Genomic DNA, 21,901 nt, shown 5'->3' with positions numbered 1-21,901 from the left:
TAGCCTATTTGGCGACCTTGAAACAATTTCGAAACTTTAAACATCGGGTGTGACACAAAAACGGCCATCCGTGGATGGCCGTTATGCTGCATGGTGCAAACGCTGGAATCAGGCTTTGTCGACGGTATTCTTTACCGCGTCCTTGACCTTGCCGACCGCTTGCTGGGCTTCGCCCTTCTTCTCTTGGATCTTGCCTTCGGTCTCAAGCTTGGTGTTGTCAGTGGCTTTGCCGACACCTTGCTTGATGTTGCCGATGGCTTCGTTTGCTAAACCTTTTGCCTTATCCGCTGTGCTGCCCATGGTATTTCTCCGTAAGAACAATCAAGGGTTTTGGTCATTACGTAAGGGTTGACCCTGGGCCTCTGCGCAGAGTTTCAATTATTTGCGTAAGGCATTTCATCACCCAGCACAGGTTTGGCTTTATGTTTTGCGGCCAACCCCCGAGAATGCCCGGCAGATTCAGGCTCAACCGCTGAATAACAGATCCCGTAGGAAGGTTATGAAACTCAATAAATCACAGGCCATCGCCCGCAGAAACCTGGAACTGGGCGGTGCCGTGCTCGGCGTCAACAACTGCCACTTCACCGACCTGGACCGCAAGCGCAACATCTGGTGGTTCGACCTGCCAGTGGCACGCATCGCCATCGGCCAATACGAGTGGATTCATTTGTTGATGCACAACGCCGAGACCGACCAGTTGCTGCACCTGAAAGTACCGACCGTGTACCTGCGTGAAAAGCTTGAAGGGTTGGTGGTGCGCAATGCGGGCAAGCGCAAGCCGGAGATTACCCTGGAGCTGAGCGCGGACAAGGATTCGTTCCTGAAAGATGTACGCCCGGCAGGCGTTGGCGTGAGCTTCGCGCAGTTCGCCCTGTAAATACCCGATCACAAATGTGCGGGCTGACATGACGCCATCGCGGGCAAGCCCTAATGCCAGTCAGTTAAGCGCAGCCCCCCCTGTGGGAGCGGGCTTGCTCGCGAAGACGTCGGCCCAGCAAACATTGATGTTGGCTGACCCACTGCTTTCGCGAGCAAGCCCGCTCCCACAGGGGGTTGTGCTGTACAGGAGTTTTGAGTGTGGCCCAGGAAAAATGGCTTGTCGGGTCGCCGCATCGCGGCGATAGCGGTGGGTCAGTCGAGACTCAGCGCCCAATAAAAAGCCCCGCATGCGCGGGGCTTTTTGTTTACTTCTTCAGGCCAAGCTTCTTCAGCTCTTCATCACGCAACTCGCGACGCAGGATCTTGCCCACGTTGGTGGTCGGCAGTGCCTCGCGGAACTCGACAGCCTTGGGCACTTTGTAGCCGGTGACGTTGGCGCGCATGTGCTCCATCACCTGCTCCTTGGTCAGGGTCGCGCCCGGCTTGACCACGATGAACAGCTTGATGTGCTCGCCCGACTTTTCGTCCGGTACACCAATGGCCGCGCATTGCAGTACGCCTGGCAGGCTTGCCAGCACGTCCTCCAGCTCGTTGGGGTAGACGTTGAAGCCGGAGACCAGAATCATGTCTTTCTTGCGGTCGACGATGCGCATGTAGCCGTCTGGCTGGATGATCGCGATATCACCGGTCTTCAACCAGCCTTCGCTGTCGAGCACTTCGGCGGTGGCGTCTTCACGCTGCCAATAGCCCTTCATCACTTGCGGGCCCTTGACGCACAGTTCGCCGATTTCACCCAGGGGCAACTCGACGCCCTCATCCGAGATGACTTTGCACAGGGTCGAAGGCACCGGGATGCCGATGGTGCCGATCTGGATATTCTGGATTGGGTTGACCGTGGCCACCGGGCTGGTTTCGGTCATGCCGTAGCCTTCGCAGATATTGCAGCCGGTCACGGCTTTCCAACGCTCGGCGGCCGCCAGTTGCAGGGCCATGCCGCCCGACAGGGTGACCTTGAGCGCAGAGAAATCCAGCTTGCGAAAGCCTTCGTTGTTGCACAGGGCCACGAACAAGGTGTTCAGGCCGACAAAACCGCTGAACTTCCACTTCGACAACTCCTTGACCATCGCCGGCAGGTCGCGCGGGTTGCTGATCAGGATGTTGTGGTTGCCGATCAGCATCATCGCCATGCAATGAAAGGTGAAGGCATAGATATGGTAAAGCGGCAGCGGCGTGATCAGGATTTCGCAACCTTCATTGAGGTTGGAGCCCATCAGCGCCTTGCATTGCAGCATGTTGGCTACCAGGTTGCGATGGGTCAGCATCGCGCCCTTGGCTACGCCGGTGGTGCCACCGGTGTATTGCAGCACGGCCACGTCTTCGCTGGCAGGGCTGGCGTCGGTGACAGATTGGCCATGGCCCTTGGCCAGGACGTCGTTGAACTTGATCGCCTGGGGCAAGTGATAGGCCGGGACCATTTTCTTCACGTACTTGATGACGCTGTTGATCAGTAGCCGCTTGAGCGGCGGCAACAGGTCAGCCACTTCGGTGACGATCACGTGCTTGACGCCAGTCTTGGGCACGACCTTTTCTGCCAGGTGCGCCATGTTGGCCAGGCAGATCAGGGCCTTGGCCCCGGAGTCGTTGAACTGGTGTTCCATTTCCCGCGCGGTGTACAGCGGGTTGGTGTTGACCACGATCAGGCCGGCACGGATGGCACCGAACACGGCGACCGGGTATTGCAAGAGGTTGGGCAGTTGCACGGCGATTCGATCACCGGGCTGCAAGTCGGTATGCTGTTGCAGGTACGCGGCAAAGGCACCGGACAATTCGTACAGCTCACCGTAGGTGATTGTCTTGCCCAGGTTGCTGAAAGCCGGTTTGTTGGCGAAGCGCTGGCAGGACTGTTTCAGTACCGCCTGAATATTTTGATACTCGTCTGGATTGATGTCTGCAGCAATCCCGGCGGGGTACTTATCCTTCCAAAAGTCTTCGATCATGGAAGCCCACTCCTCAGCGACGCGAATTCATTCACCGCATTTGATGCGATTATTATTTGTGTGTGTTTTTTAGGTGATTCTGGCTGTTTCAAGCAGGCCGAGAGGTCACAAAGCGCGCCGAGAGTAGCAGCTTTGCAAAGGGCCGCCTAGAGCCAAAAGAAGGTCCTACAGTCATAAACATGACTCAAGAATATCCAGTAGTCACTTTTAGAGCAAAAATTCTATAAGCCACGGAACAGCTCTACTTTAAGGGCGTACGCAGTAAATGTGGGAGCTGGCTTGCCTGCGATGGCGGCGGGCCAGTCGACGCATCCTTCGACTGATACACCGCCATCGCAGGCAAGCCAGCTCCCACATTTGAATCGTATTTCAATTGAGATCAGGCGATGTCGCGAAGCTCGCGCCGTAGGATTTTTCCCACCGGTGTCATCGGCAGCGAGTCCCGCAACACAATGTGCTTGGGCACTTTGTAGCCGGTGAAGTTGGCCTTGCAGTAAGTCTTCAGCTCCTCAAGGCTGACGCCCTGGGCCCGCGCCACCACGAACAGTTTCACCGCCTCGCCGGTACGCTCGTCCGGCACGCCGATCACTGCGCAGTTGGCGACGTTGGGGTGGGCCATCACCACATCCTCGATCTCGTTGGGGTACACATTGAAGCCCGAGACAATGATCAGGTCCTTCTTGCGATCGACAATGCGCACAAACCCGTCCGGGTCGATCACCGCAATATCGCCAGTCTTGAGCCAGCCTTCGCCGTCCAGGGTCTCGGCGGTGGCCGCCGGTTGCTGCCAGTAGCCCTTCATGACCTGCGGGCCCTTGATGCACAGCTCGCCCCGCTCACCCAGCGGCAACTCCTCGCCGGCGTCATCGATGACCTTCATCGCCGTGCCCGGCACCGGAATACCCACGGTGCCCAGGCGCGATTGATCACCGTAGGGGTTGGTGCTGGCCACCGGCGACGTTTCGGTCAGGCCGTAGCCTTCGCCGATGGAACAACCGGTGATCTGCTTCCAGCGCTCGGCGGTGGCCTTGACCAGGGCGGTGCCGCCGGAGTTGGTGATCTTCAGGTGGGAGAAGTCCAGGGTCTTGAAGTCCGGGTGTTCCATCAGCGCGACAAACAGCGTGTTGAGCCCCAGCAGCCCGGTGAACCGCCACTTCTTCAGTTCCTTGATAAAGCCGCCGATGTCCCGTGGATTGGTGATCAGCACGTTGTGGTTGCCGGTGACCATCATGCACATGCAGTTCGCGGTGAAGGCATAGATGTGGTACAGCGGCAGCGGCGCAATCATCACCTCCTGCCCTTCCTTGACCAGCGGATGCCCGTCTTCACGCAACTGGGACATGCACGCCCGCACTTGCTGCATATTCGCCACCAGGTTGCCGTGGGTGAGCATCGCGCCCTTGGCCAGGCCGGTGGTGCCGCCGGTGTATTGCAGCACGGCGATGTCATCGAGAGTCATCGGGTGGCGGGTCACGGCCAGGCCCGCGCCCATGCGCAAAGCGCGCTTGAACGACACTGCCCGAGGCAGGCTGTAGGCCGGGACCATTTTCTTCACCTTGTCGACCACGGTGTTGATCAGCCAACCCTTGGCGGCAGGCATGAAGTCGCCCATTTTTGCTTCGATCAGGTATTCGATCTCGGTGTCGGCCGCCACTTCCTGGACCCTGGAGCCGAACAGGTTGAGGTAGACCAGCCCACGAATGCCCGCGTCCTTGAACTGATGGCGCATTTCCCGCGGGGTGTACAGCGGGTTGGTGTTGACCACCACCAGCCCGGCGCGCAAGGCGCCGAACACGGCAATCGGATAATGCAGGACGTTGGGCATCTGCACCGCGATGCGGTCGCCCGGCTTGAGATCGGTGTGGTGCTGCAGGTAGCCGGCGAACGCCGCGCTCTGGCGCTCCAGGTCGGCGTAGGTCAGGGTGATCCCCATGTTGCTGAATGCCGGACGGTCGGCAAAGGCCTTGCAGGAACGCTCGAAGACTTCGATTACTGACTTGTACGCCGACAGGTCAAGCTCGTTGGGCACACCGGCCGCGCGTTTGTCATTCCAGAAATCAGGTTGCATTATTCTTGTCCTCTTACCCGAGTGTGCCCGACCGCTTCCGGCTGTTTATGGGAAGCGGAGCTTCGGGGACGTTAGCAGCTATGGCCAAACAGGCAAATACACTAAAACGTGTCATTGATTGTATGAATCTTGCCCCTGAGGCCAAGGGTGATCAGACGCCCGCCCCCGGATGAGCTATACACTGCAACGACCCTGAGCAAAGGAAGCGCCATGAACCACACCACTTTCTGGCTGACCGCGAACGACCGCAGCCGCCTGTACGTCAACCAATGGCTACCGGACGGGCCGCCCACGGCGCTGGTGATGTTGGCCCATGGCATGGCCGAGCACAGCGGCCGCTATGGGCGCCTGGCCCAGGCCCTGTGTGACGCAGGCTACGGTGTGTATGCCCCAGACCAGCGCGGCCACGGCCGTACGGCCGATGAAGGCACCCTGGGCCTGTTCGCCGAACGCGATGGCTGGAACAAAGTGGTAGGTGACCTGGCCGCGCTCAACCAGCACATCGGCCAGCAGGCCCCAGGTGTGCCGATCATCCTGCTGGGCCACAGCATGGGCAGCTACATCGCCCAGGCCTATTTGCTGCATCACAGCGCCAGCCTGCATGGGGCGATTCTCAGTGGTTCGAATTTCCAGCCGGTGGCCCTGTACCGCGCCGCCCAACTGATCGCCCGCGCCGAACGCCTGCGCCAGGGCCTGCGGGGCCGTAGCGCGTTGATCGAGTTTCTATCGTTTGGCTCATTCAACAAGGCCTTCAAGCCTAACCGCACGGCATTCGACTGGCTGAGCCGCGACCCGGATGAGGTGGACAAGTACGTCAACGACCCCCTGTGCGGCTTTCGCTGCACCAACCAGCTGTGGATCGACCTGCTCGGCGGCTTGCAGCAAATCAGCAAAGCGTCCAATCTCAAACAGATTGATCCGGGCCTGCCGATTCTGGTGATGGGCGGCGAATGTGATCCGGTCAGTGAGGGCAAGCGTCTCACCCGTCTGGCTAACGCGCTGCGGCAGGCAGGCTGCCAGAACCTGCAAGTGAACATTTACCCGCAAGCACGCCACGAACTCTTCAATGAAACCAACCGTGATGCGGTCACCGCCGATGTGCTGGCATGGATGGCACAGGCCGTGGACCATCGAAGGCCTGCGCGCTGCGAGTGAAGGCACAAATATTTTCGTTTAAAATCAACGAATTAAGATTATCGATTAGCCACAGGATGCACGATTAGATGACCCAGGTTACCAACACTCCGTACGACGCCCTCGAAGTTGGCCAGAAAGCCACCTACAGCAAAACCGTGGAAGAGCGCGATATCCAGCTGTTCGCGGCAATGTCCGGCGACCATAATCCGGTACACCTGGATGCCGAATTCGCCAAGGCGACCATGTTCAAGGAGCGTATCGCCCACGGCATGTTCAGCGGCGCTTTGATCAGCGCGGCAGTCGCCTGTGAGTTGCCTGGGCCGGGCACTATCTATATCGGCCAGCAGATGAGCTTCCAGAAGCCGGTGAAAATCGGCGACACCCTGACCGTACGTCTGGAAATCCTCGAGAAGCTGCCCAAGTTCCGCGTGCGGATTGCCACTCAGGTGTTCAACCAGCGTGATGAGTTGGTGGTGGATGGCGAAGCCGAGATCCTCGCGCCACGCAAACAGCAGGTTGTGACCTTGACCGAGTTGCCGGCGATCAGCATCGGCTGACCAGGCATGTGAAATAAAAAATGTGGGAGCTGGCTTGCCCGCGATGGCGTCATTTCAGTCGATACATACATCGACTGATCAACCGCTATCGCAGGCAAGCCAGCTCCCACATTTGTATCGGGGTGTGATCAAAAAACCGGTACGGCGCAATTACCTGTGAGAGCAGGCTTGCCCGCTCCCACATTTGTTACTGCACCGCGGTTCAGGACTGGGCGCGAGCCTGGTTACGCAGGGCTTTGACCTGGTCGTGATTGCGCTGTGCACCGTGGTACTGACGCTCAACCAGGTCACGAATACCCACCAGGTTGTGCTTGTTGATTTTCTCGATGGCTTCTTTATAAGCCTTCAATGCGTGGTCTTCACCGCGCTCGGCTTCGTTGAGCACGGCCTCTTCGTCCTTGCCTGTCACCAGCGACTTCACGTCCACCCAACCGCGGTGCAGTGCACCGGCAACGCTGCCGGAATCTTCCGGGTCACCACCCAAGGCGCGCACGGCCGTTTGCAGTTCGGCAGCCGCCGTCGCGCAGTCTGCTGAACGCTTGGTGAACAGCGCCTTGAGCTCTGGATGCTTGATGTCTTCTGCGCAGGTCTTGAAGCCTTCCTGGCCGTCTTTACTGGTTTCGATCAGGTCATTGAGTACGGAGATCGATTCTTTGTTGATGTCAGTCATTTTTCAATTCCTTCGCGGGTTTAGAAACGTATTGGGGTAGTTGCAGCGCCCGTGCCAGGTCTTGAATTAATATTTAATCTTTTATTTTCAATAACTTATAAATACCAAGCAAATCTGTATCCGCTTTATTTGCATGATCTGTCATTTGGCCTTCATGCAGAATGCCTGTATTTTCCAAGGCATCCTCCTGATTGCCTGAAGCCCGTATGAACCCCGAAAAACTTGAACTGCTGATCACCCGCCAAATGCCGTTCGGCAAGTACAAGGGCACGATCATTGCTGACCTGCCCGGCCCTTACCTGAACTGGTTTGCCCGCGAAGGATTCCCCCACGGCGAGTTGGGCGGCCTGCTGGCGTTGATGCAGGAAATCGACCACAACGGCCTGGCCGAACTGCTGGAACCGTTGCGCGCCAAACATGGCAAACCCGCCCCCCGCCACTAATCGAGCCTGACCATGCCCCACACCCGCGACGAGGCCTACTGGCAGGCCATTGCCCAGCGCTATGAGCTGGAGCCCGGCCCCATCAATCTGGAAAACGGCTACTTCGCCCGCATGAGCCGCGCGGTGCTGGCGCAGTATCAGGAGCACGTGGCGTTTATCAATCGCAGCAACTCGGTGCATGTGCGCCAGCGCTTCGAGCAAGGGCAAGATGTCGAGATTCGCCGGCAGTTGGCCGAGTTGATCAACGTCGATCCAGAAGCCGTCGCCTTCACCCGCAATGCCACCGAAGCCCTGCAGTCGCTGATCCGCAACTACAACCGCCTGCAACCGGGTGACCAGGTGCTGATCAGCGACCTGGAATACGACACGGTCAAGGGCGCCATGCGCTGGCTCGCCGGCTACCGTGGGGTGGAGGTGATCGAAGTGTCCCACGCCCACCCGGCCAGTTTCGACAGCCTGGTGCAGACCTATCGCGACACTTTCAGCCGCTACCCACGCCTGAAACTGATGGCCCTGACCTATGTCACCCACCGTACCGGCCTGGTGATGCCGGTCGAGGCCATCGCCCACGCGGCACGGGAGTATGGCGTCGAGATCATCCTCGATGGCGCCCACGCGTTGGGCCTGATCGACTTCGACCTGGACCGGCTGGGCATCTCGTTCGCCGGCTTCAACCTGCACAAGTGGATCGGTGCGCCGCTGACCCTGGGCTTTGTGTATATAGCCCCTGGGCGTCTGGCGGAAATTGATCCGGACATGGGCGAATTCCATTACCCGGCAACCGATGTGCGCTCCCGTACGCCCTACAGCACACCGAACTTTCCGGCGCTGATGACCTTGCCGCTGGTGTTCGAAGAACATCGGGCCCTGGGCGGTGCGCAGGCCAAGGGCGCGCGGTTGAGTTACCTGCGTGACCTGTGGGTGAGCCAGGTGCGGCCATTGCCGGGGATCGAGGTAGTGACCCCGGATGATCCACGGCTGTATTGCGCGATTACCGCGTTCAAGTTCAGCGGGCGCGATCAGCAAGTGATGGCGGATCGATTGCTAGCTGAGCACAACCTGTTTACCACCCTGCGCAGTGGCGCGGCGTTTGGTACCTGCATACGGGTGACGCCGGGGTTGGTGACGTCCGCGGCGGACATCGGCGTGCTGGTCAATGCGATTACCGAGCTGAACACTGATTAAAATGTGGGAGCTGGCTTGCCTGCGATGGTCGTTAACGATGACGAATGAATACCAGATACTCTGATGTGTTCTTTCGGGCGTCATCGCAGGCAAGCCAGCTCCTACAGGGGAATGCAGCTTCGCGCTCTGGCTCTGCTGTTGCCCTGGTTTTGATCTTAGGCGCCCCGTCAAACCACGATGGCCGCAGGCAGGTATTGCGCAGTGGGCACCCCGGCAGGATGCCGGGGTAGCCGCGACACGGCCATGGATGGCCGATCGCGGCGGGCCCACGGAGCAATACCTGCCTGCGGGCATGCCGAGCCTAGGCGAGGCACCGAGTGGTAGGGCAAGAGCGTTTTGCTTACTTTGGCGCTTCTCCAAAGTGAGCCGCCGTAAGGGCGGAACCCTAAGTGGCCGTTACCGCAGCAATGGATATGTACACAAACCGAGAAGAGAGTTGTGTAGATACCTATGGCCATCGCAGGCAAGCCAGTTCCCACACAAGCCACCCTCATTTGAATTGCGGTGATATTTCGCTTTTCTATAGGCAAAAAAAAGCGGCGCACCGACCAAGTGCGCCGCAAACATGCCGTGAAGCACAGCAACAACGATTCAGTAAATCAGATCAATCCAGCAGCGCCAGCGCCTGGGCGGTGACTTCCTGGATGCGCGCCCAGTCGCCGTTCTTGATCCACTCCGGATCAAGCATCCAGCTACCGCCCACGCACATCACGTTTTTCAACGCCATGTAGTGTTTGATGTTGGCCGGGCCAACGCCGCCAGTGGGGCAGAATTTCACTTCGCCAAACGGGCCGCCCAGGGCCTTGATGGCCGCTACGCCGCCGCTGACTTCCGCCGGGAACAGCTTGAAGCGGCGATAACCCAGGCCATAGCCTTCCATGATGCCGGAGGCATTGCTGATGCCAGGCAGCAGCGGGATCGGGCTGTCGACACTGGCTTCAAGCAGGTCGCGGGTAATGCCGGGGGTGACGATAAACTGCGAGCCCGCCGCCTCGGCCGCCGCCAGCATGGTGCGATCGAGCACCGTGCCCGCGCCCGTCACCAACTCCGGACGCTGCTCGCGCAGGACCTGGATGGCCTTGAGCCCGAACTGCGAACGCAGGGTCACTTCCAGCGCGGTCAAGCCACCCGCCGCCAGGGCATCGGCCAGGGGCAGAATGTCCTGTTCGCGGGCAATGGTGATCACCGGCAGGATCCGCGCCTTGGCGCAGAGGCTGTCGATCAGGGCAACTTTATCCGCCATGGACACGGTCGGGTGAGGGCTTTTCATAGCGGCTGATCCTTGGCTCATGGGCACCAGTAAATCTCTAGAGTAGGTTGCAAAAACGCGCGAATCGGCATGCCGGCAACATCGTCGCCGGCCAGCGCTTCGCTCAGGGTGTGGAGTTTCGAGTCGCCGGCAATCGACAACACTGTGTAGCGGGCACTGGCCAACAGCGCACGACTCATGGTCAGGCGCTGATGGGGCACGCTCGGCGCCAGCATCGGCCAGCACCGGCGCGTGCCATCGGGCTGCAGCGCTTGGGCCAGGTTCGGGCTGTTGGGGAACAACGACGCGGTGTGCCCGTCATCGCCCATGCCCAGCACCAGCACATCGATCGCCGGCAGTTCGGCCAGCAGGCGATCGGCTTGTTCGGCGGCGCCGTCCAGGTTCGCCGCGGCACTGTAGAGGCTCAAAAATCTGGCCTTGGCCGCCGGCCCTTGCAGCAGATGTTTCTTCAGCAGGCCGGCGTTGCTGTCGGCATGTTCCACCGGCACCCAGCGCTCGTCGGCCAGGGTGATAGTCACCTTGGACCAGTCCAGGCCCTGCTTGGCCAGATTCTGGAAAAACGCCACCGGGCTGCGGCCACCGGACACCACCAGGGTGGCTGCGCCACGGGCGCTGATGGCCGCGCGCAGTTGTTCGGCCACGTCATTGGCCAAGCCTTCGGCCAGCAGTACCGGCGTGCGGTACTCATGGGGTGTTACGCCCTGAGGCAGTTGCAAATCAGATATCGCCATACCACGACCTCCCATCCCGCGTGATCAGTGCAATGGAGCTCATCGGCCCCCAGGAACCCGCCGCGTACGGCTTGGGTGCATCACCGGACTTTTTCCACCCGGCGATCAACTGGTCACACCACTTCCACGCGGCTTCGATTTCATCTTTACGCACAAACAGGTTCTGATTGCCGCGCATCACTTCCAGTAACAACCGCTCGTAGGCATCGGGAATCCGCGTGCTACGGTAGGTGTCGGAAAAATTCAGTTGCAGTGGCCCGCTGCGCAGCTGCATGCCCTTGTCCAGGCCCTGCTCCTTGGTCATCACGCGCAAGGAAATCCCTTCGTCCGGTTGCAGGCGGATGATCAGCTTGTTGCTGATCTGCAGGCGCTGCTCGGGGGCGAAGATATAGTGGGACGGTTCCTTGAAGTGGATGACGATCTGCGACAGTTTTTGCGGCATGCGCTTGCCGGTACGCAGGTAGAACGGCACCCCGGCCCAACGCCAGTTGCGGATATCGGCACGCAGGGCAACGAAGGTCTCGGTGTCGCTCTGGGTGTTGGAGTTCTCTTCTTCCAGGTAACCCGGCACCGGCTTGCCGGCGCTGTAGCCAGCGATGTACTGGCCGCGTACCACCTGGGTGGTCAGGCCTTCCGGGCTGATCGGCGCCAGGGCCTTGAGCACCTTGACCTTCTCGTCGCGGATGCTGTCGGCGGACAAGTCGGCCGGCGGGTCCATGGCGATCAGGCAGAGCAGTTGCAACAAATGATTCTGGATCATGTCCCGCAGTTGCCCGGCCTTGTCGAAATAACCCCAGCGGCCTTCGATCCCCACTTGCTCGGCCACAGTGATTTCCACGTGGGAGATGTAGTGCTGGTTCCACTGGGTTTCAAACAGGCTGTTGGCAAAACGCAGGGCGATCAGGTTTTGAACCGTCTCTTTGCCCAGGTAGTGGTCGATGCGGTAGGTGCGGTTTTCCGGGAAAAACTGCGCCACGGCGTCGTTGACCTTGCGCGAGGACTCCAGGTCCGAACCGATGGGTTTCTCCAGGACCACGCGGGTATTGTCCGCCAGGCCGACCTTGGACAGGTTCTCGCAGATCGCGCCATACACCGCCGCAGGGGTGGCGAAGTAGGCGATCAGGCGTTGTTCGGTGCCGGCCTTGGCGGCCAGGGCCACGTAGTCATCGGCATTCATGAAATCGACGTGCACATACGCCAGGCGCGCCAGGAAGCGCGTGGCCACCGCTTCATCCAGCTCTTGGCCGACGTATTTGCGCAGTTCGTGCTCGATGTGGTCCAGGTGCTGCTGCTCGGAACCGGCTTCGCGGGCCAGGGCCAGGATGCGGGTGTCGGCGTGCAAGAGGCCAGCGCCATCGAGTTGGTAGAGGGCAGGAAATAACTTGCGCAGCGCCAGATCACCCAAGGCGCCAAACAGGGCAAAGGTGCAGGGTTCCACGGTTATCGAAGGCATGATGTTTGTTCTTTTATCAAGTTAAGCTACAAATACCTTTTTTCAAGGCATCACTCAAGGAAAAATGTAGTAATAACCACAACATTTTCCCAAAATACGCATTGCGAGTGGTGGTGTTCAACTACCCTCAGTAGGATAGGCCACCGCCAAGGGCCGCTCGTCGACCTTTTACTGGCCCTTACTTGCATCGTCGCCCGAAGGAAAGACTGAATGGACCGCGTGCGAAATCTTCTGGAACAGATCCGGAACCGCCTCGAAGAATTGAACAAGGCCGAGAAAAAAGTCGCCGAGGTCATCCTGCTCAACCCACAGCAGGCGACCCGCTTCTCGATCGCCGCCCTCGCCCAAGCCGCCTCGGTCAGTGAACCGACGGTCAACCGTTTCTGCCGTTCGTTCGGCGTCAGCGGCTACCCTGAACTGAAACTGCAGCTGGCGCAAAGCCTGGCCAGTGGCGCCGCCTATGTCAGCCGTGCAGTGGAGGCTGATGATAACCCCGAGGCCTACACGCAGAAGATTTTTGGCAGCGCCATTGCCTCATTGGACAGCGCCTGCCAGGCCCTGGACCCGAACCTGATCAGCAAGGCCGTGGACCTGCTGATCCAGGCGCGGCAGATCCACTTCTTCGGCCTCGGCGCCTCGGCACCGGTGGCCATGGATGCCCTGCACAAGTTCTTCCGTTTCAACCTGTCGGTGACGGCCCATGCGGACGTGCTGATGCAACGGATGATTGCCTCGGTGGCGCATACCGGCGAACTGTTCGTGATCATTTCCTACACCGGCCGCACCCGCGAGCTGGTGGAAGTGGCGCGCATCGCCCGGGAAAACGGCGCCTCGGTGCTCGGCGTGACTGCCGAGAACTCGCCACTGGCCAAGGCCAGTACGGTGAGCCTGAACATCCCGTTGCCGGAAGACACCGACATCTATATGCCGATGACCTCGCGGATCATTCAGTTGACGGTGCTGGATGTGCTGGCCACCGGCATGACCTTGCGCCGTGGCGTGGATTTCCAGCCCCATCTGCGCAAGATCAAGGAAAGCTTGAATGACAGCCGGTATCCGGTTGGCGATGAATTCAACTAGGTAGGAATTTCTTCCAGCCATACCGGCCCTATCGCGAGCAAGCCCGCTCCCACAGGTTGACCGTATTCCAAGGGTGGACTCGGTCAACCTGTGGGAGCGGGCTTGCTCGCGAAGACGGCATCAGTAACGCCGCTAACCCCCCGCCCGGGCCTGCAAACTCAAATGCGCCCTCTCCCCCGGCGCCAGGCTGGCCCCGGCCATGGCCGACTCGACACACACAAACCCCGCCGCCTCGTTAAAGCTCACCCCCAGCAACGGCCGGCTGCCCGGATGCCAGACCACCGTGTCGGCACTGTCGCCAGTGTCGATGCACAGTTCGCGCTGCCAGGCGTGGTCCTTGAGCTGCAATTCGCCCTCATGCTGGAACACCCGCTGGCAGCCGCCATCGACGCGCAACTCACCTTCCTGCTGGCAAACCTGGCGACTCAACTGGTCGTAACCCTGTGCCCCGTCGAGCCCAGACAGCGCTACCTCGCCAACGTTGCCGATCCGCCAATAAGCATGCAACGCATGGCTCAATTGGCACGGCAGCTCGTCCTGGTGCTCGGTGCTCAGGCGCAGCTCCAGGCTTTCGCCCAGGTGCGCATGCAGGTCCACCTGCCAATCGCACAGTTGCAATTGCCAGTGCAGGCGCACGCCGTCGTCGTCGGTGCTGCTGTCCAGCAGTTTCCAGTCAATCAAGCGTGCCCAACCATGGGACGGCCAGGCGTTTTCGCTGGGATGGCGGCCATACCAAGGCCAGCACACCGGCACACCGCCACGGATCGCCCCGACTTGCGGCCACTTTGCCGCGCACCACAGCCATGGCTTCTGGCCTGCGGGTTGGAAGTGCAGCAACTGCGCACCCTGACGGCTGAACACCGCCTGGCACCGCGGATGATCGATCACCAGCACGTCGCGCATCTGGAAGCGCTCCCAGGCGAATACCGGCTGCTCGCGCAGGGATTTGAAAAAGCGTTGCAGCGGATGCTCATGCATGTGCCACGGTCCTGTAGATCACTATCGCTCACCTCTTGGGTGAACCTGTGGAAACTGGCTTGCCAGCTCCCACATGAGTTATGCGCACCAACCCAAAAAAAAGCGGATAGCCATGGCTACCCGCAAATGCGCACAGAGAGAAGGAGCTTATCGCAACCGTGTTAGAACACCGACTGAATTTTCAGACCGGCGACCAAGGCATTGTCGACTTTATCCACGCCACCTGGGTGGGTGACGTATTGCAGGTTGGGACGCACGGTCAACCAGTTGGTCACGTGGAAGCCGTAGTTGATTTCGTAGTTGTACTCGGTGCTGCGCAGTGGCGCATAACCTACCTGGCTGTAATCGGTGAACCCGCCAGCTTCGTTCAACAGCTCGGCGTTCTTGCGCACGTCATCGTTGACATGCAGGCGCGCAGCGCCAATGCCCACGTCATCTTTTGGACGCGCATCGAATGGGCCCTTGTACACCAGCATGATCGACTGATAGTTGTCGACCGTGTTGGTTTCCTTGTCGTGGAAGGTGGCGTTGGCCGCAATGTTCAGGCCGCGGGATGCGTCGCCGTTATGGGTGGTGAGTTGCTGTTGCGCAACGAACCAGTAGCCCTTTTTGCTGCTGCGGGTACGGTAGTCTGCGCCAGTGGTGGCCGCATTGTCGCCGTTGACGTCTTCACGTACATCGGGAGCATCGGCGGCGCTCTTGTAGTAACCCACACGGTATTCGCCCGGCAGGTTGTTGACCTTCGGCGACCAGACCAACTCCACCGGGATCACTGTACCTTTGGTGCCACTGCCGCTGAGCTTGAAGCCGTTGCCGTGTTCCAGCTGCGAGGGGTTCTGGTTGTACGCACCGATCTGCGCATACAGCTCTGGCGTGATGTTGTACTTCACGCGGATCGCAGCCTGGCTGACCGGCCAGTTGTACCAGGTGTTGACGTAGTTACCCACTTGGGAACCACAGAACGACAGGTTCTGGAAGTCGCACGGGAAGGTGTTGAAGTCTTCGCCCTCACCGAAATAACCGAGTTTCACATCCAGCTTGTTGTCGAACATCTGGTGCTGAATCCAGAACTGGGTCAGGCGCACCATATGGCCACGGCCGTACACTTCTTGAGACGAACTCAGGGTGCCGGCACGTGGGTCGCCAATACGGTCATTGGAGATGTTGCGGCCGTTACGGCTGGTCATCTGGATCTTGGCCTGGGTGTTGTCCCAGCCCCAGAGCTTTTGCAGGTCCAGCGCTACGCCGAGGCCGAACTGGTCAGCATAACGACCGGTCTTGTCATCGTTGTAGCCGCCGTGGGCGTTGTAGCCCGCTTCCCCAACGTAGTCGGCCTTGATGTCGATACCCTGCTCGATCAGTTTGGTCCGCTCGCCGCCCCAATCGCCGGTCATCCACTTGGAATCGGCACTGAACGCTTCGTCTGCCATCGCATTGGCAGACAAAACCAGCGCTGCCACTGCTGACAACTGGCAGATCAAGCGAGTGTTGTTATGTTGCTTTTTCATCCCTACATCCTCGTCTTTATTGTTATTAACTGTTTTTATCTAACGCGGTTTACAGCTATTTCCGAAACATCCACATCGAATGTGTGGGAGCGGGCTTGCTCGCGATGGCATCACTGCGGTGTGCCTGGTAGACCGAGCGGCCTGTATCGCGGGCAAGCCCGCTCCCACATTTTGATTTTCAGCGGCCCTTGAATTGGGTGACGTTGTCGGCATGCTGCTGTGCCGGCTGCATAGCTGCGGTGCCCAGGCGTTCGCCGGTCTTGGCGTCGAACAGCAGCACCTTGGCCGGATCGAACTGCAAGGTCAGGCTCTCGCCCACTTGCGGCGCTACGTCCGGCGCCAGGCGGCAGCAGACCTTGGTGTCATTGAGCTGCACGAACACCAGGGTGTCCGGGCCGGTCGGCTCGGTCACCTGGACTTCAGCGCGAATGCTCGGCAGGCCATTGCCCTCGCCGCTGGCCAGGACAATTTGCTCCGGGCGCAGGCCAAGGATCACGTCGCGGTCTTCAAGACCCGCATCGTTCATGCCCAATGGCAACTCGCAACGCGCCTGGCCGCTGTCGAGCAGGGCCAGCAGGCGGCCTTCCTTGCGTTGCAGGCGCAGGGGGATGAAGTTCATCGGCGGCGAGCCGATAAAGCTCGCCACAAACAGGTTGGCCGGATCGTTGTAGATGTCTTTGGGCGTGCCGAACTGCTGGATGATGCCGTCCTTCATCACCGCCACTTTGTCGCCCAGGGTCATGGCTTCGATCTGGTCGTGGGTCACATAGACCGTGGTGGTTTTCAGGCGTTGGTGCATCAGTTTCATTTCGGTGCGCATCTCGACCCGCAGCTTGGCGTCGAGGTTGGACAGCGGCTCGTCGAACAGGTAGATCTTCGGCCGCCGCGCCAGCGCCCGGCCCATGGCCACGCGCTGTTGCTGGCCACCGGAGAGCTGGCCCGGCTTGCGATTGAGCAGGTGTTCGATCTGCAGCAACTTGGCCACCCGCGCCACTTCCTCGTCGATGGCCGCCTGGCTCATCTTGCGGATCTTCAGGCCGAATTCGATGTTCTCGCGCACGCTCATGGTCGGGTACAGCGCGTAGGACTGGAACACCATGGCGATGTCCCGGTCCTTGGGGCTCATGCCGCTGACGTCCTGGTCACCGATCATGATCGCGCCGCCGCTGATGTTTTCCAGGCCGGCGATGCAGTTCATCAAGGTGGACTTGCCGCAGCCCGAAGGCCCGACGAGGATCAGGAACTCACCGTCCTTGATCGACAGTTCGATGTTCTTCAAGGTGTCCGGCAGGCCGGCACCATAGGTCTTGTTTACGTTGCGAAGTTCGAGCGTAGCCATGATTACCCCTTGACCGCGCCAGCCGTGAGGCCGCGCACGAAATACTTGCCTGCGACCACATAGACCAGCAGGGTCGGCAGCCCGGCGATCATCGCCGCCGCCATATCAACGTTATATTCCTTGGCCCCGGTGCTGGTATTGACCAGGTTGTTCAGCGCCACCGTGATGGGCTGCGAATCACCGCTGGAGAACACCACGCCAAACAGGAAGTCGTTCCAGATCTGGGTGAACTGCCAGATCAGGCAGACCATGATGATCGGCGTCGACATCGGCAGGATGATCCGACGGAAGATGGTGAAAAATCCCGCGCCATCCAGGCGCGCAGCCTTGACCAGCGCATCCGGAATGCTCACGTAGTAGTTACGGAAGAACAGCGTGGTAAACGCCAGGCCGTAGACCACGTGCACAAACACCAGGCCAGTGGTGGTGCTGGCCAGGCCCATCTTGCCGAGGGTGAACGAGGCCGGCAGCAAGACGGTCTGGAACGGCAGGAAGCAGCCGAACAACAACAGCCCGAAGAACAACTGCGAACCGCGAAAACGCCACATCGACAGCACGTAGCCGTTCAATGCGCCGATGGTGGTGGAGATCAGCACCGCGGGGATGGTGATCATGAACGAGTTCCAGAAATACCCGTTCACCGTGGCCCAGGCCTTGACCCAGCCAATCCCGGTAATCACCGTCGGCCAGCTCAGCAGGTTGCCGGTGCTGATGTCTTCCGGGGTCTTGAAGCTGGTCAGCAGCATGACCACCAGCGGCACCAGGTACAGCACCACGGCCAGGATCAGCACCCCATGGATCGCCAGGCGGCTGAAGCTGATGGAAGGTTTGGCGAGACTAGTCATGGCGCTTGGTCCTCAGCTCGGAGTACAGGTAAGGCACGATGATCGCAAGGATCGCGCCGAGCATCAGGATCGCACTGGCCGAGCCCATGCCCATCTGGCCGCGGCTGAAGGTGAAGGAGTACATGAACATCGCCGGCAGGTCGGACGAGTAGCCAGGGCCGCCGGCCGTCATCGCGGCCACCAGGTCGAAGCTCTTGATGGCAATGTGCGCGAGGATCATTACCGCGCTGAAGAACACCGGGCGCAGGCTGGGCAGCACCACGCTCCAGTAGATGCGCGGCAGGCTGGCGCCGTCGATCTGCGCGGCACGGATGATCGATTGATCAACCCCACGCAGGCCGGCGAGGAACATCGCCATGATAAAACCCGAGGCTTGCCATACCGCCGCAATCACCAGGCAATACACCACGCGATCCGGATCGATCAGCCAGTCCAGGCGAAAGCCTTCCCAGCCCCAGTCGCGCAGCAGTTTGTCCAGGCCCATGCCGGGGTTGAGCAGCCATTTCCAGGCGGTACCGGTGACGATCATCGAGAGCGCCATCGGGTACAGGTAGATGGTGCGGATAAAACCTTCGCGACGGATGCGCTGGTCGAGAAATACCGCCAGCAACACGCCGATCACCAGGGTGATGCCGATAAACATGCCGCCGAACAGCGCCAGGTTTTTGCTCGCCACCCACCAGCGGTCGTTGTCGAACAACCGCGCGTATTGCGCAAGGCCCACCCATTTATAGGTGGGCAGGAAGGTGGAGTTGGTGAACGACAGTACGAACGTCCACAGGATGTAGCCATAGAAGCCCACCAGGACGATGAACATGCTCGGGGCCAGCACCAGTTTGGGGAGCCAGCGCTGCAATGCATCGAACGGCGAGGCCTTGCTGAACACAGCAACAGAACTCATGGGGAAATCCAGGGCAGGGAGTAAGGGGCTAACGGATAACCTTGTGGGGGCCGGCTTCATGTGGGCGCTGGCTTGCCTGCGATGGCATCACCTGGGTGTCACTGCTACACCGAGGCGCCTGCATCGCGGGCAAGCCCGCTCCCACACTGAAACCGATTCCCCTCAGGGGTTACTTGGCAGACTTGACCGCTGCGCCAAGTTTCTTGGCGGTGTCGGCCGGGTCGGCTTTCGGGTCGTTGATGAAGTTGGTCACCACATCAAAGAACGCACCCTGTACCGCCAGCGTGGTCGCCATGTTGTGCGCCATGCTCGGCTGCAAGCCACCGGACTTGGCATCCACCAGGAAGTCCTTGGCCGCCGTCTGGGCGCAGCTGTCGAAGCCGTACTTGGCCATATCGCCGAGCATGTCGTTGCGCACCGGGATCGAGCCTTTGTTGATGCTGAAGACCTTCTGGAAGTTCTCGCCCAGCACCACCTTGGCGATGTCCTGCTGACCGGCCGAGGTGCCGGCATCTTTCTGCTTGAACACCGCCAGGGAGTCGATGTTGTAGGTGAAGGCCTTGTCGGTGCCCGGGAAGGCTACGCACTCGTAGTCCTTGCCGGCGACTTTCTTGGCAGCGGTCCATTCGCTCTTGGCCCAGTCACCCATGATCTGCATGCCGGCCTTGCCATTGATGACTTTGGCGGCTTCCAGGTTCCAGTCCTGGCCCTTGCCGTCGGCATCCATATAGGTGGCGACTTTTTTCAGCTCGGTCAGCGCCTTGACCATGTCGGGGCCGGTCAGGGTCGCGTTGTCGAGGTCGACCAGGGCTTTCTTGTAGCCGTCCACGCCCATGACCGAGAGCACTACGGCTTCGAATACCGTGCTGTCCTGCCAAGGCTGGCCACCATGGGCGAGCGGGATGAAGCCTGCGGCCTTGAGCTTGTCGCCGGCGGCGTAGAATTCTTCGAGGGTCGTAGGGTTTTTGCTGATGCCGGCTTTCTTGAAGACTTCCGGGTTGATCCACAGCCAGTTGACGCGGTGGATATTCACCGGCACGGCGACGTAATCACCTTCGTACTTCACCGTGTCGGAGACTTTCTTGTCGAGCAGATCGTCCCACTTCTCGGCCTTGGCCACGTCCTTCAAGACATCGGTGTCGAGCAGCCCGGTGGACGCCCATTCCTGGATGTCGGGGCCCTTGATCTGGGCTACGCCTGGCGGGTTGCCGGCGACCGCGCGGCTTTTCAGCACGGTCATGGCAGTGGCGCCACCGCCACCTGCAACGGCCCCGTCTTTCCAGGTAAAACCGTCTTTCTCAACTTGGGCCTTCAGGACATCCACCGCCGCCTTCTCACCGCCCGAGGTCCACCAATGCACAACTTCAACCGTCCCTTTCGAGTCGGCGGCAAATGCACTGAGGGGAAACAACGAGGCAATGGAAATAGCAACGGCGAGGCGATTAATCGCGTTCATCTGAGTACCTTTTTCTTGTTGTTATGCATGCAAGTCTGGAGCTTGCGCTGCATAGGATTCTAAACAGGGATTTTTGCCAGGCACGTAACAAAGGGACGGGCAAATGTCACCACTTGGTGACATAGCAACCGGCCCCCAGCGCACTGGCCATGCTTGGCGATAACGCCAGGCCCGGCAGCAATACGGCCTGCCAGGCATGGTACAGGTCCGGCTTGCCGCCCCAGATCTTGCTGGCGGGCAGGTTTTGCGGGTCGAGTTCGTGGTGCCAACTGCCCTGGACCCGGTCGATCAGGTGGGTTTCACAGAACTCCCAGAACCGCCGGTACCAGACCTCGTAATGCCACTCGCCGGTGCGCTTGAGCAGGGCCTGGGCCGCCGCGCTGGCTTCGGCGTGGGTCCAATGCAGGCGCTCACGCACCACCGGGCGGTAGTGCCAGTCCAGGGTGTAGACCAGGCCCGGGGCCCCATCCACCGCCCAGCCGTATTCACAGGCGCTGGCGAACAAGCCCCTGGCGGCTTCCAGCAACCACTCGGGCGTGACCAGCCCCGCCTGCTGGCGGGCGGCCTCCAGATGCAACACCAGGCGCGCCCATTCAAAGCCATGGCCGGGGGTGATGCCGTAGGGTCGAAAGCCATCGGCCGGGTTGTCTTGGTTGTAGCTGTGCAGAGGTTGCCAATGGCGGTCGAAGTGCTCGATCACCATAAACTCATTGGCGCCGGCGTGCTGACGGATCACTCGTTCGACGATGCGAAGCGCCCGCCCCAGCCAGCACGTATCGCCGGTGACATCGGCCAGGGCAAGAAAGGCTTCGGTGGCGTGCATATTACTGTTGGCGCCACGATAGGCTTCTTCGCCGCTCCAGTCCTGGGCGAAGGACTCGAGCATTGCGCCCTCCTCTTCACTCCAGAAATGCTGGTCGATGATCTGGATCGCATCCGTCAGCAAGGCTTGCGCCCCTGGGGCACCCGCGACCACTGCGGAACTGGCGGCCAGGGCGACAAAGGCATGCAGGTAGGCGGCCTTGCCCGTATTGCCGTCACGCGCGCCGGCGACGGCAAACCAGCCGCCATGCTCGGCATCCCGCAACGCGCCGCCGAGGCTGGCCACACCGTGCGCCACCAGCTCGGCATAGCCCGGCAACCCTTGGGCGTGGGCCATGGCGAAGCTGTGGGTCATGCGGGCGGTGTTCATGGTTTCGGCGCAGGCATCGGCGGGCAGGCGACCGTGGTCGTCGAGGTTGCCGAAGCCTTCAGGCAGCCGCGAGGCCTTGGCAAAGCCCAGCAGACGCTGGCCTTCGGCGGCAAGCCAGGCGTGATGGGCAGGTGCGTTCAGCCAACTGCTGGCAGGCAGTGGTTGCATGGTCATGGGTGGCCCTTTTTGTTTTTGTGGGATAACCGCAGTCT

20 protein-coding genes are annotated in these 21,901 nt (G+C 60.2%); 6 read left to right on the top strand and 14 right to left on the bottom strand.

Features of this window, described 5'->3' with window-relative positions:
• Positions 1 to 108: 108 nt before the first annotated feature.
• Complete coding sequence (locus tag HBO11_RS12840; RefSeq protein ID WP_029296443.1) at positions 109 to 300, bottom strand: CsbD family protein; 192 nt, start codon at positions 298 to 300, stop codon at positions 109 to 111.
• Positions 301 to 499: 199 nt separating this feature from the next.
• On the opposite strand from HBO11_RS12840, the gene HBO11_RS12835 reads away from it, so the two are divergent.
• The gene (locus HBO11_RS12835) at positions 500 to 877 is read left to right on the top strand and encodes a hypothetical protein (protein WP_169955340.1); all 378 of its coding nucleotides are present in this window, start codon (positions 500 to 502) and stop codon (positions 875 to 877) included.
• Positions 878 to 1,184: 307 nt separating this feature from the next.
• On the opposite strand, the gene fadD1 is transcribed toward HBO11_RS12835, so the two are convergent.
• Positions 1,185 to 2,876, bottom strand: coding sequence for a long-chain-fatty-acid--CoA ligase FadD1 (gene fadD1 / locus HBO11_RS12830; RefSeq protein WP_169955341.1), 1,692 nt, complete (start codon positions 2,874 to 2,876; stop codon positions 1,185 to 1,187).
• 379 nt (positions 2,877 to 3,255) lie between these two features.
• On the bottom strand, positions 3,256 to 4,944 hold the full coding sequence (fadD2, locus tag HBO11_RS12825; RefSeq protein ID WP_169955342.1) for a long-chain-fatty-acid--CoA ligase FadD2: 1,689 nt from the start codon (positions 4,942 to 4,944) through the stop codon (positions 3,256 to 3,258).
• Between the two features lie 210 nt (positions 4,945 to 5,154).
• On the opposite strand from fadD2, the gene HBO11_RS12820 reads away from it, so the two are divergent.
• Both HBO11_RS12820 and HBO11_RS12815 read left to right on the top strand, forming a co-directional pair.
• Positions 5,155 to 6,099: an alpha/beta hydrolase gene (locus tag HBO11_RS12820; protein WP_169955343.1), complete on the top strand. Its 945-nt coding sequence runs from the start codon at positions 5,155 to 5,157 to the stop codon at positions 6,097 to 6,099.
• 68 nt (positions 6,100 to 6,167) lie between these two features.
• Complete coding sequence (locus HBO11_RS12815) at positions 6,168 to 6,638, top strand: MaoC family dehydratase (RefSeq protein WP_169955344.1); 471 nt, start codon at positions 6,168 to 6,170, stop codon at positions 6,636 to 6,638.
• Between the two features lie 202 nt (positions 6,639 to 6,840).
• Here the strand turns inward: HBO11_RS12815 and HBO11_RS12810 are convergent, their stop codons facing one another.
• Positions 6,841 to 7,308 (bottom strand): PA2169 family four-helix-bundle protein, encoded by a 468-nt coding sequence (locus tag HBO11_RS12810; RefSeq protein ID WP_029296433.1) that lies wholly within the window; start codon positions 7,306 to 7,308, stop codon positions 6,841 to 6,843.
• Between the two features lie 206 nt (positions 7,309 to 7,514).
• Between HBO11_RS12810 and HBO11_RS12805 the strand changes: the two genes are divergently transcribed.
• Both HBO11_RS12805 and HBO11_RS12800 read left to right on the top strand, forming a co-directional pair.
• Entirely contained in the window at positions 7,515 to 7,751 is a 237-nt protein-coding gene (locus HBO11_RS12805) for a DUF3820 family protein (protein ID WP_170056874.1), read from the top strand.
• A 12-nt stretch (positions 7,752 to 7,763) separates the two neighbouring features.
• Positions 7,764 to 8,936, top strand: coding sequence for an aminotransferase class V-fold PLP-dependent enzyme (locus HBO11_RS12800; protein ID WP_169955345.1), 1,173 nt, complete (start codon positions 7,764 to 7,766; stop codon positions 8,934 to 8,936).
• 604 nt (positions 8,937 to 9,540) lie between these two features.
• On the opposite strand, the gene HBO11_RS12795 is transcribed toward HBO11_RS12800, so the two are convergent.
• The 3 genes from HBO11_RS12795 to zwf are packed head-to-tail and all read right to left on the bottom strand — an operon-like array spanning position 9,541 to position 12,390.
• Positions 9,541 to 10,206, bottom strand: coding sequence for a bifunctional 4-hydroxy-2-oxoglutarate aldolase/2-dehydro-3-deoxy-phosphogluconate aldolase (locus tag HBO11_RS12795; RefSeq protein ID WP_169955346.1), 666 nt, complete (start codon positions 10,204 to 10,206; stop codon positions 9,541 to 9,543).
• 17 nt (positions 10,207 to 10,223) lie between these two features.
• Positions 10,224 to 10,937, bottom strand: a complete 714-nt coding sequence (gene pgl, locus HBO11_RS12790) for a 6-phosphogluconolactonase (RefSeq protein ID WP_169955347.1) — start codon at positions 10,935 to 10,937, stop codon at positions 10,224 to 10,226.
• The gene (gene zwf, locus HBO11_RS12785) at positions 10,924 to 12,390 is read right to left on the bottom strand and encodes a glucose-6-phosphate dehydrogenase (protein ID WP_169955348.1); all 1,467 of its coding nucleotides are present in this window, start codon (positions 12,388 to 12,390) and stop codon (positions 10,924 to 10,926) included. Before zwf ends, pgl begins: the two co-directional genes overlap by 14 nt.
• Before the next feature lie 219 nt (positions 12,391 to 12,609).
• Between zwf and HBO11_RS12780 the strand changes: the two genes are divergently transcribed.
• Positions 12,610 to 13,470, top strand: coding sequence for a MurR/RpiR family transcriptional regulator (locus HBO11_RS12780; RefSeq protein ID WP_169851198.1), 861 nt, complete (start codon positions 12,610 to 12,612; stop codon positions 13,468 to 13,470).
• A gap of 132 nt (positions 13,471 to 13,602) precedes the next feature.
• Here the strand turns inward: HBO11_RS12780 and HBO11_RS12775 are convergent, their stop codons facing one another.
• The 7 genes from HBO11_RS12775 to HBO11_RS12745 all read right to left on the bottom strand — a co-directional run bounded on the left by HBO11_RS12775 (position 13,603) and on the right by HBO11_RS12745 (position 21,863).
• On the bottom strand, positions 13,603 to 14,448 hold the full coding sequence (locus HBO11_RS12775; RefSeq protein WP_169955349.1) for a D-hexose-6-phosphate mutarotase: 846 nt from the start codon (positions 14,446 to 14,448) through the stop codon (positions 13,603 to 13,605).
• Positions 14,449 to 14,609: 161 nt separating this feature from the next.
• Positions 14,610 to 15,956, bottom strand: coding sequence for a carbohydrate porin (locus HBO11_RS12770; RefSeq protein ID WP_169955350.1), 1,347 nt, complete (start codon positions 15,954 to 15,956; stop codon positions 14,610 to 14,612).
• 178 nt (positions 15,957 to 16,134) lie between these two features.
• A complete protein-coding gene (ugpC, locus tag HBO11_RS12765) occupies positions 16,135 to 17,295 on the bottom strand; it encodes a sn-glycerol-3-phosphate ABC transporter ATP-binding protein UgpC (RefSeq protein WP_169955351.1) in 1,161 nt (386 codons plus the stop codon).
• Positions 17,296 to 17,297: 2 nt separating this feature from the next.
• The gene (locus HBO11_RS12760; protein ID WP_169955352.1) at positions 17,298 to 18,140 is read right to left on the bottom strand and encodes a carbohydrate ABC transporter permease; all 843 of its coding nucleotides are present in this window, start codon (positions 18,138 to 18,140) and stop codon (positions 17,298 to 17,300) included.
• Positions 18,133 to 19,041 (bottom strand): sugar ABC transporter permease, encoded by a 909-nt coding sequence (locus HBO11_RS12755; protein ID WP_029296391.1) that lies wholly within the window; start codon positions 19,039 to 19,041, stop codon positions 18,133 to 18,135. The genes HBO11_RS12760 and HBO11_RS12755 overlap by 8 nt, the downstream gene beginning before the upstream one ends.
• 169 nt (positions 19,042 to 19,210) lie before the next feature.
• Positions 19,211 to 20,497: an ABC transporter substrate-binding protein gene (locus HBO11_RS12750; protein WP_169955353.1), complete on the bottom strand. Its 1,287-nt coding sequence runs from the start codon at positions 20,495 to 20,497 to the stop codon at positions 19,211 to 19,213.
• Positions 20,498 to 20,603: 106 nt separating this feature from the next.
• Positions 20,604 to 21,863, bottom strand: a complete 1,260-nt coding sequence (locus tag HBO11_RS12745) for an AGE family epimerase/isomerase (protein ID WP_169955354.1) — start codon at positions 21,861 to 21,863, stop codon at positions 20,604 to 20,606.
• Between the last annotated feature and the right edge of the window lie 38 nt (positions 21,864 to 21,901).

Source organism: Pseudomonas sp. WS 5010 (assembly GCF_012985565.1).
GTDB lineage: Bacteria > Pseudomonadota > Gammaproteobacteria > Pseudomonadales > Pseudomonadaceae > Aquipseudomonas.
The sequence above is the reverse complement of the archived record's forward strand: the minus strand, read 5'-3'. Positions and strand labels throughout refer to the sequence as shown.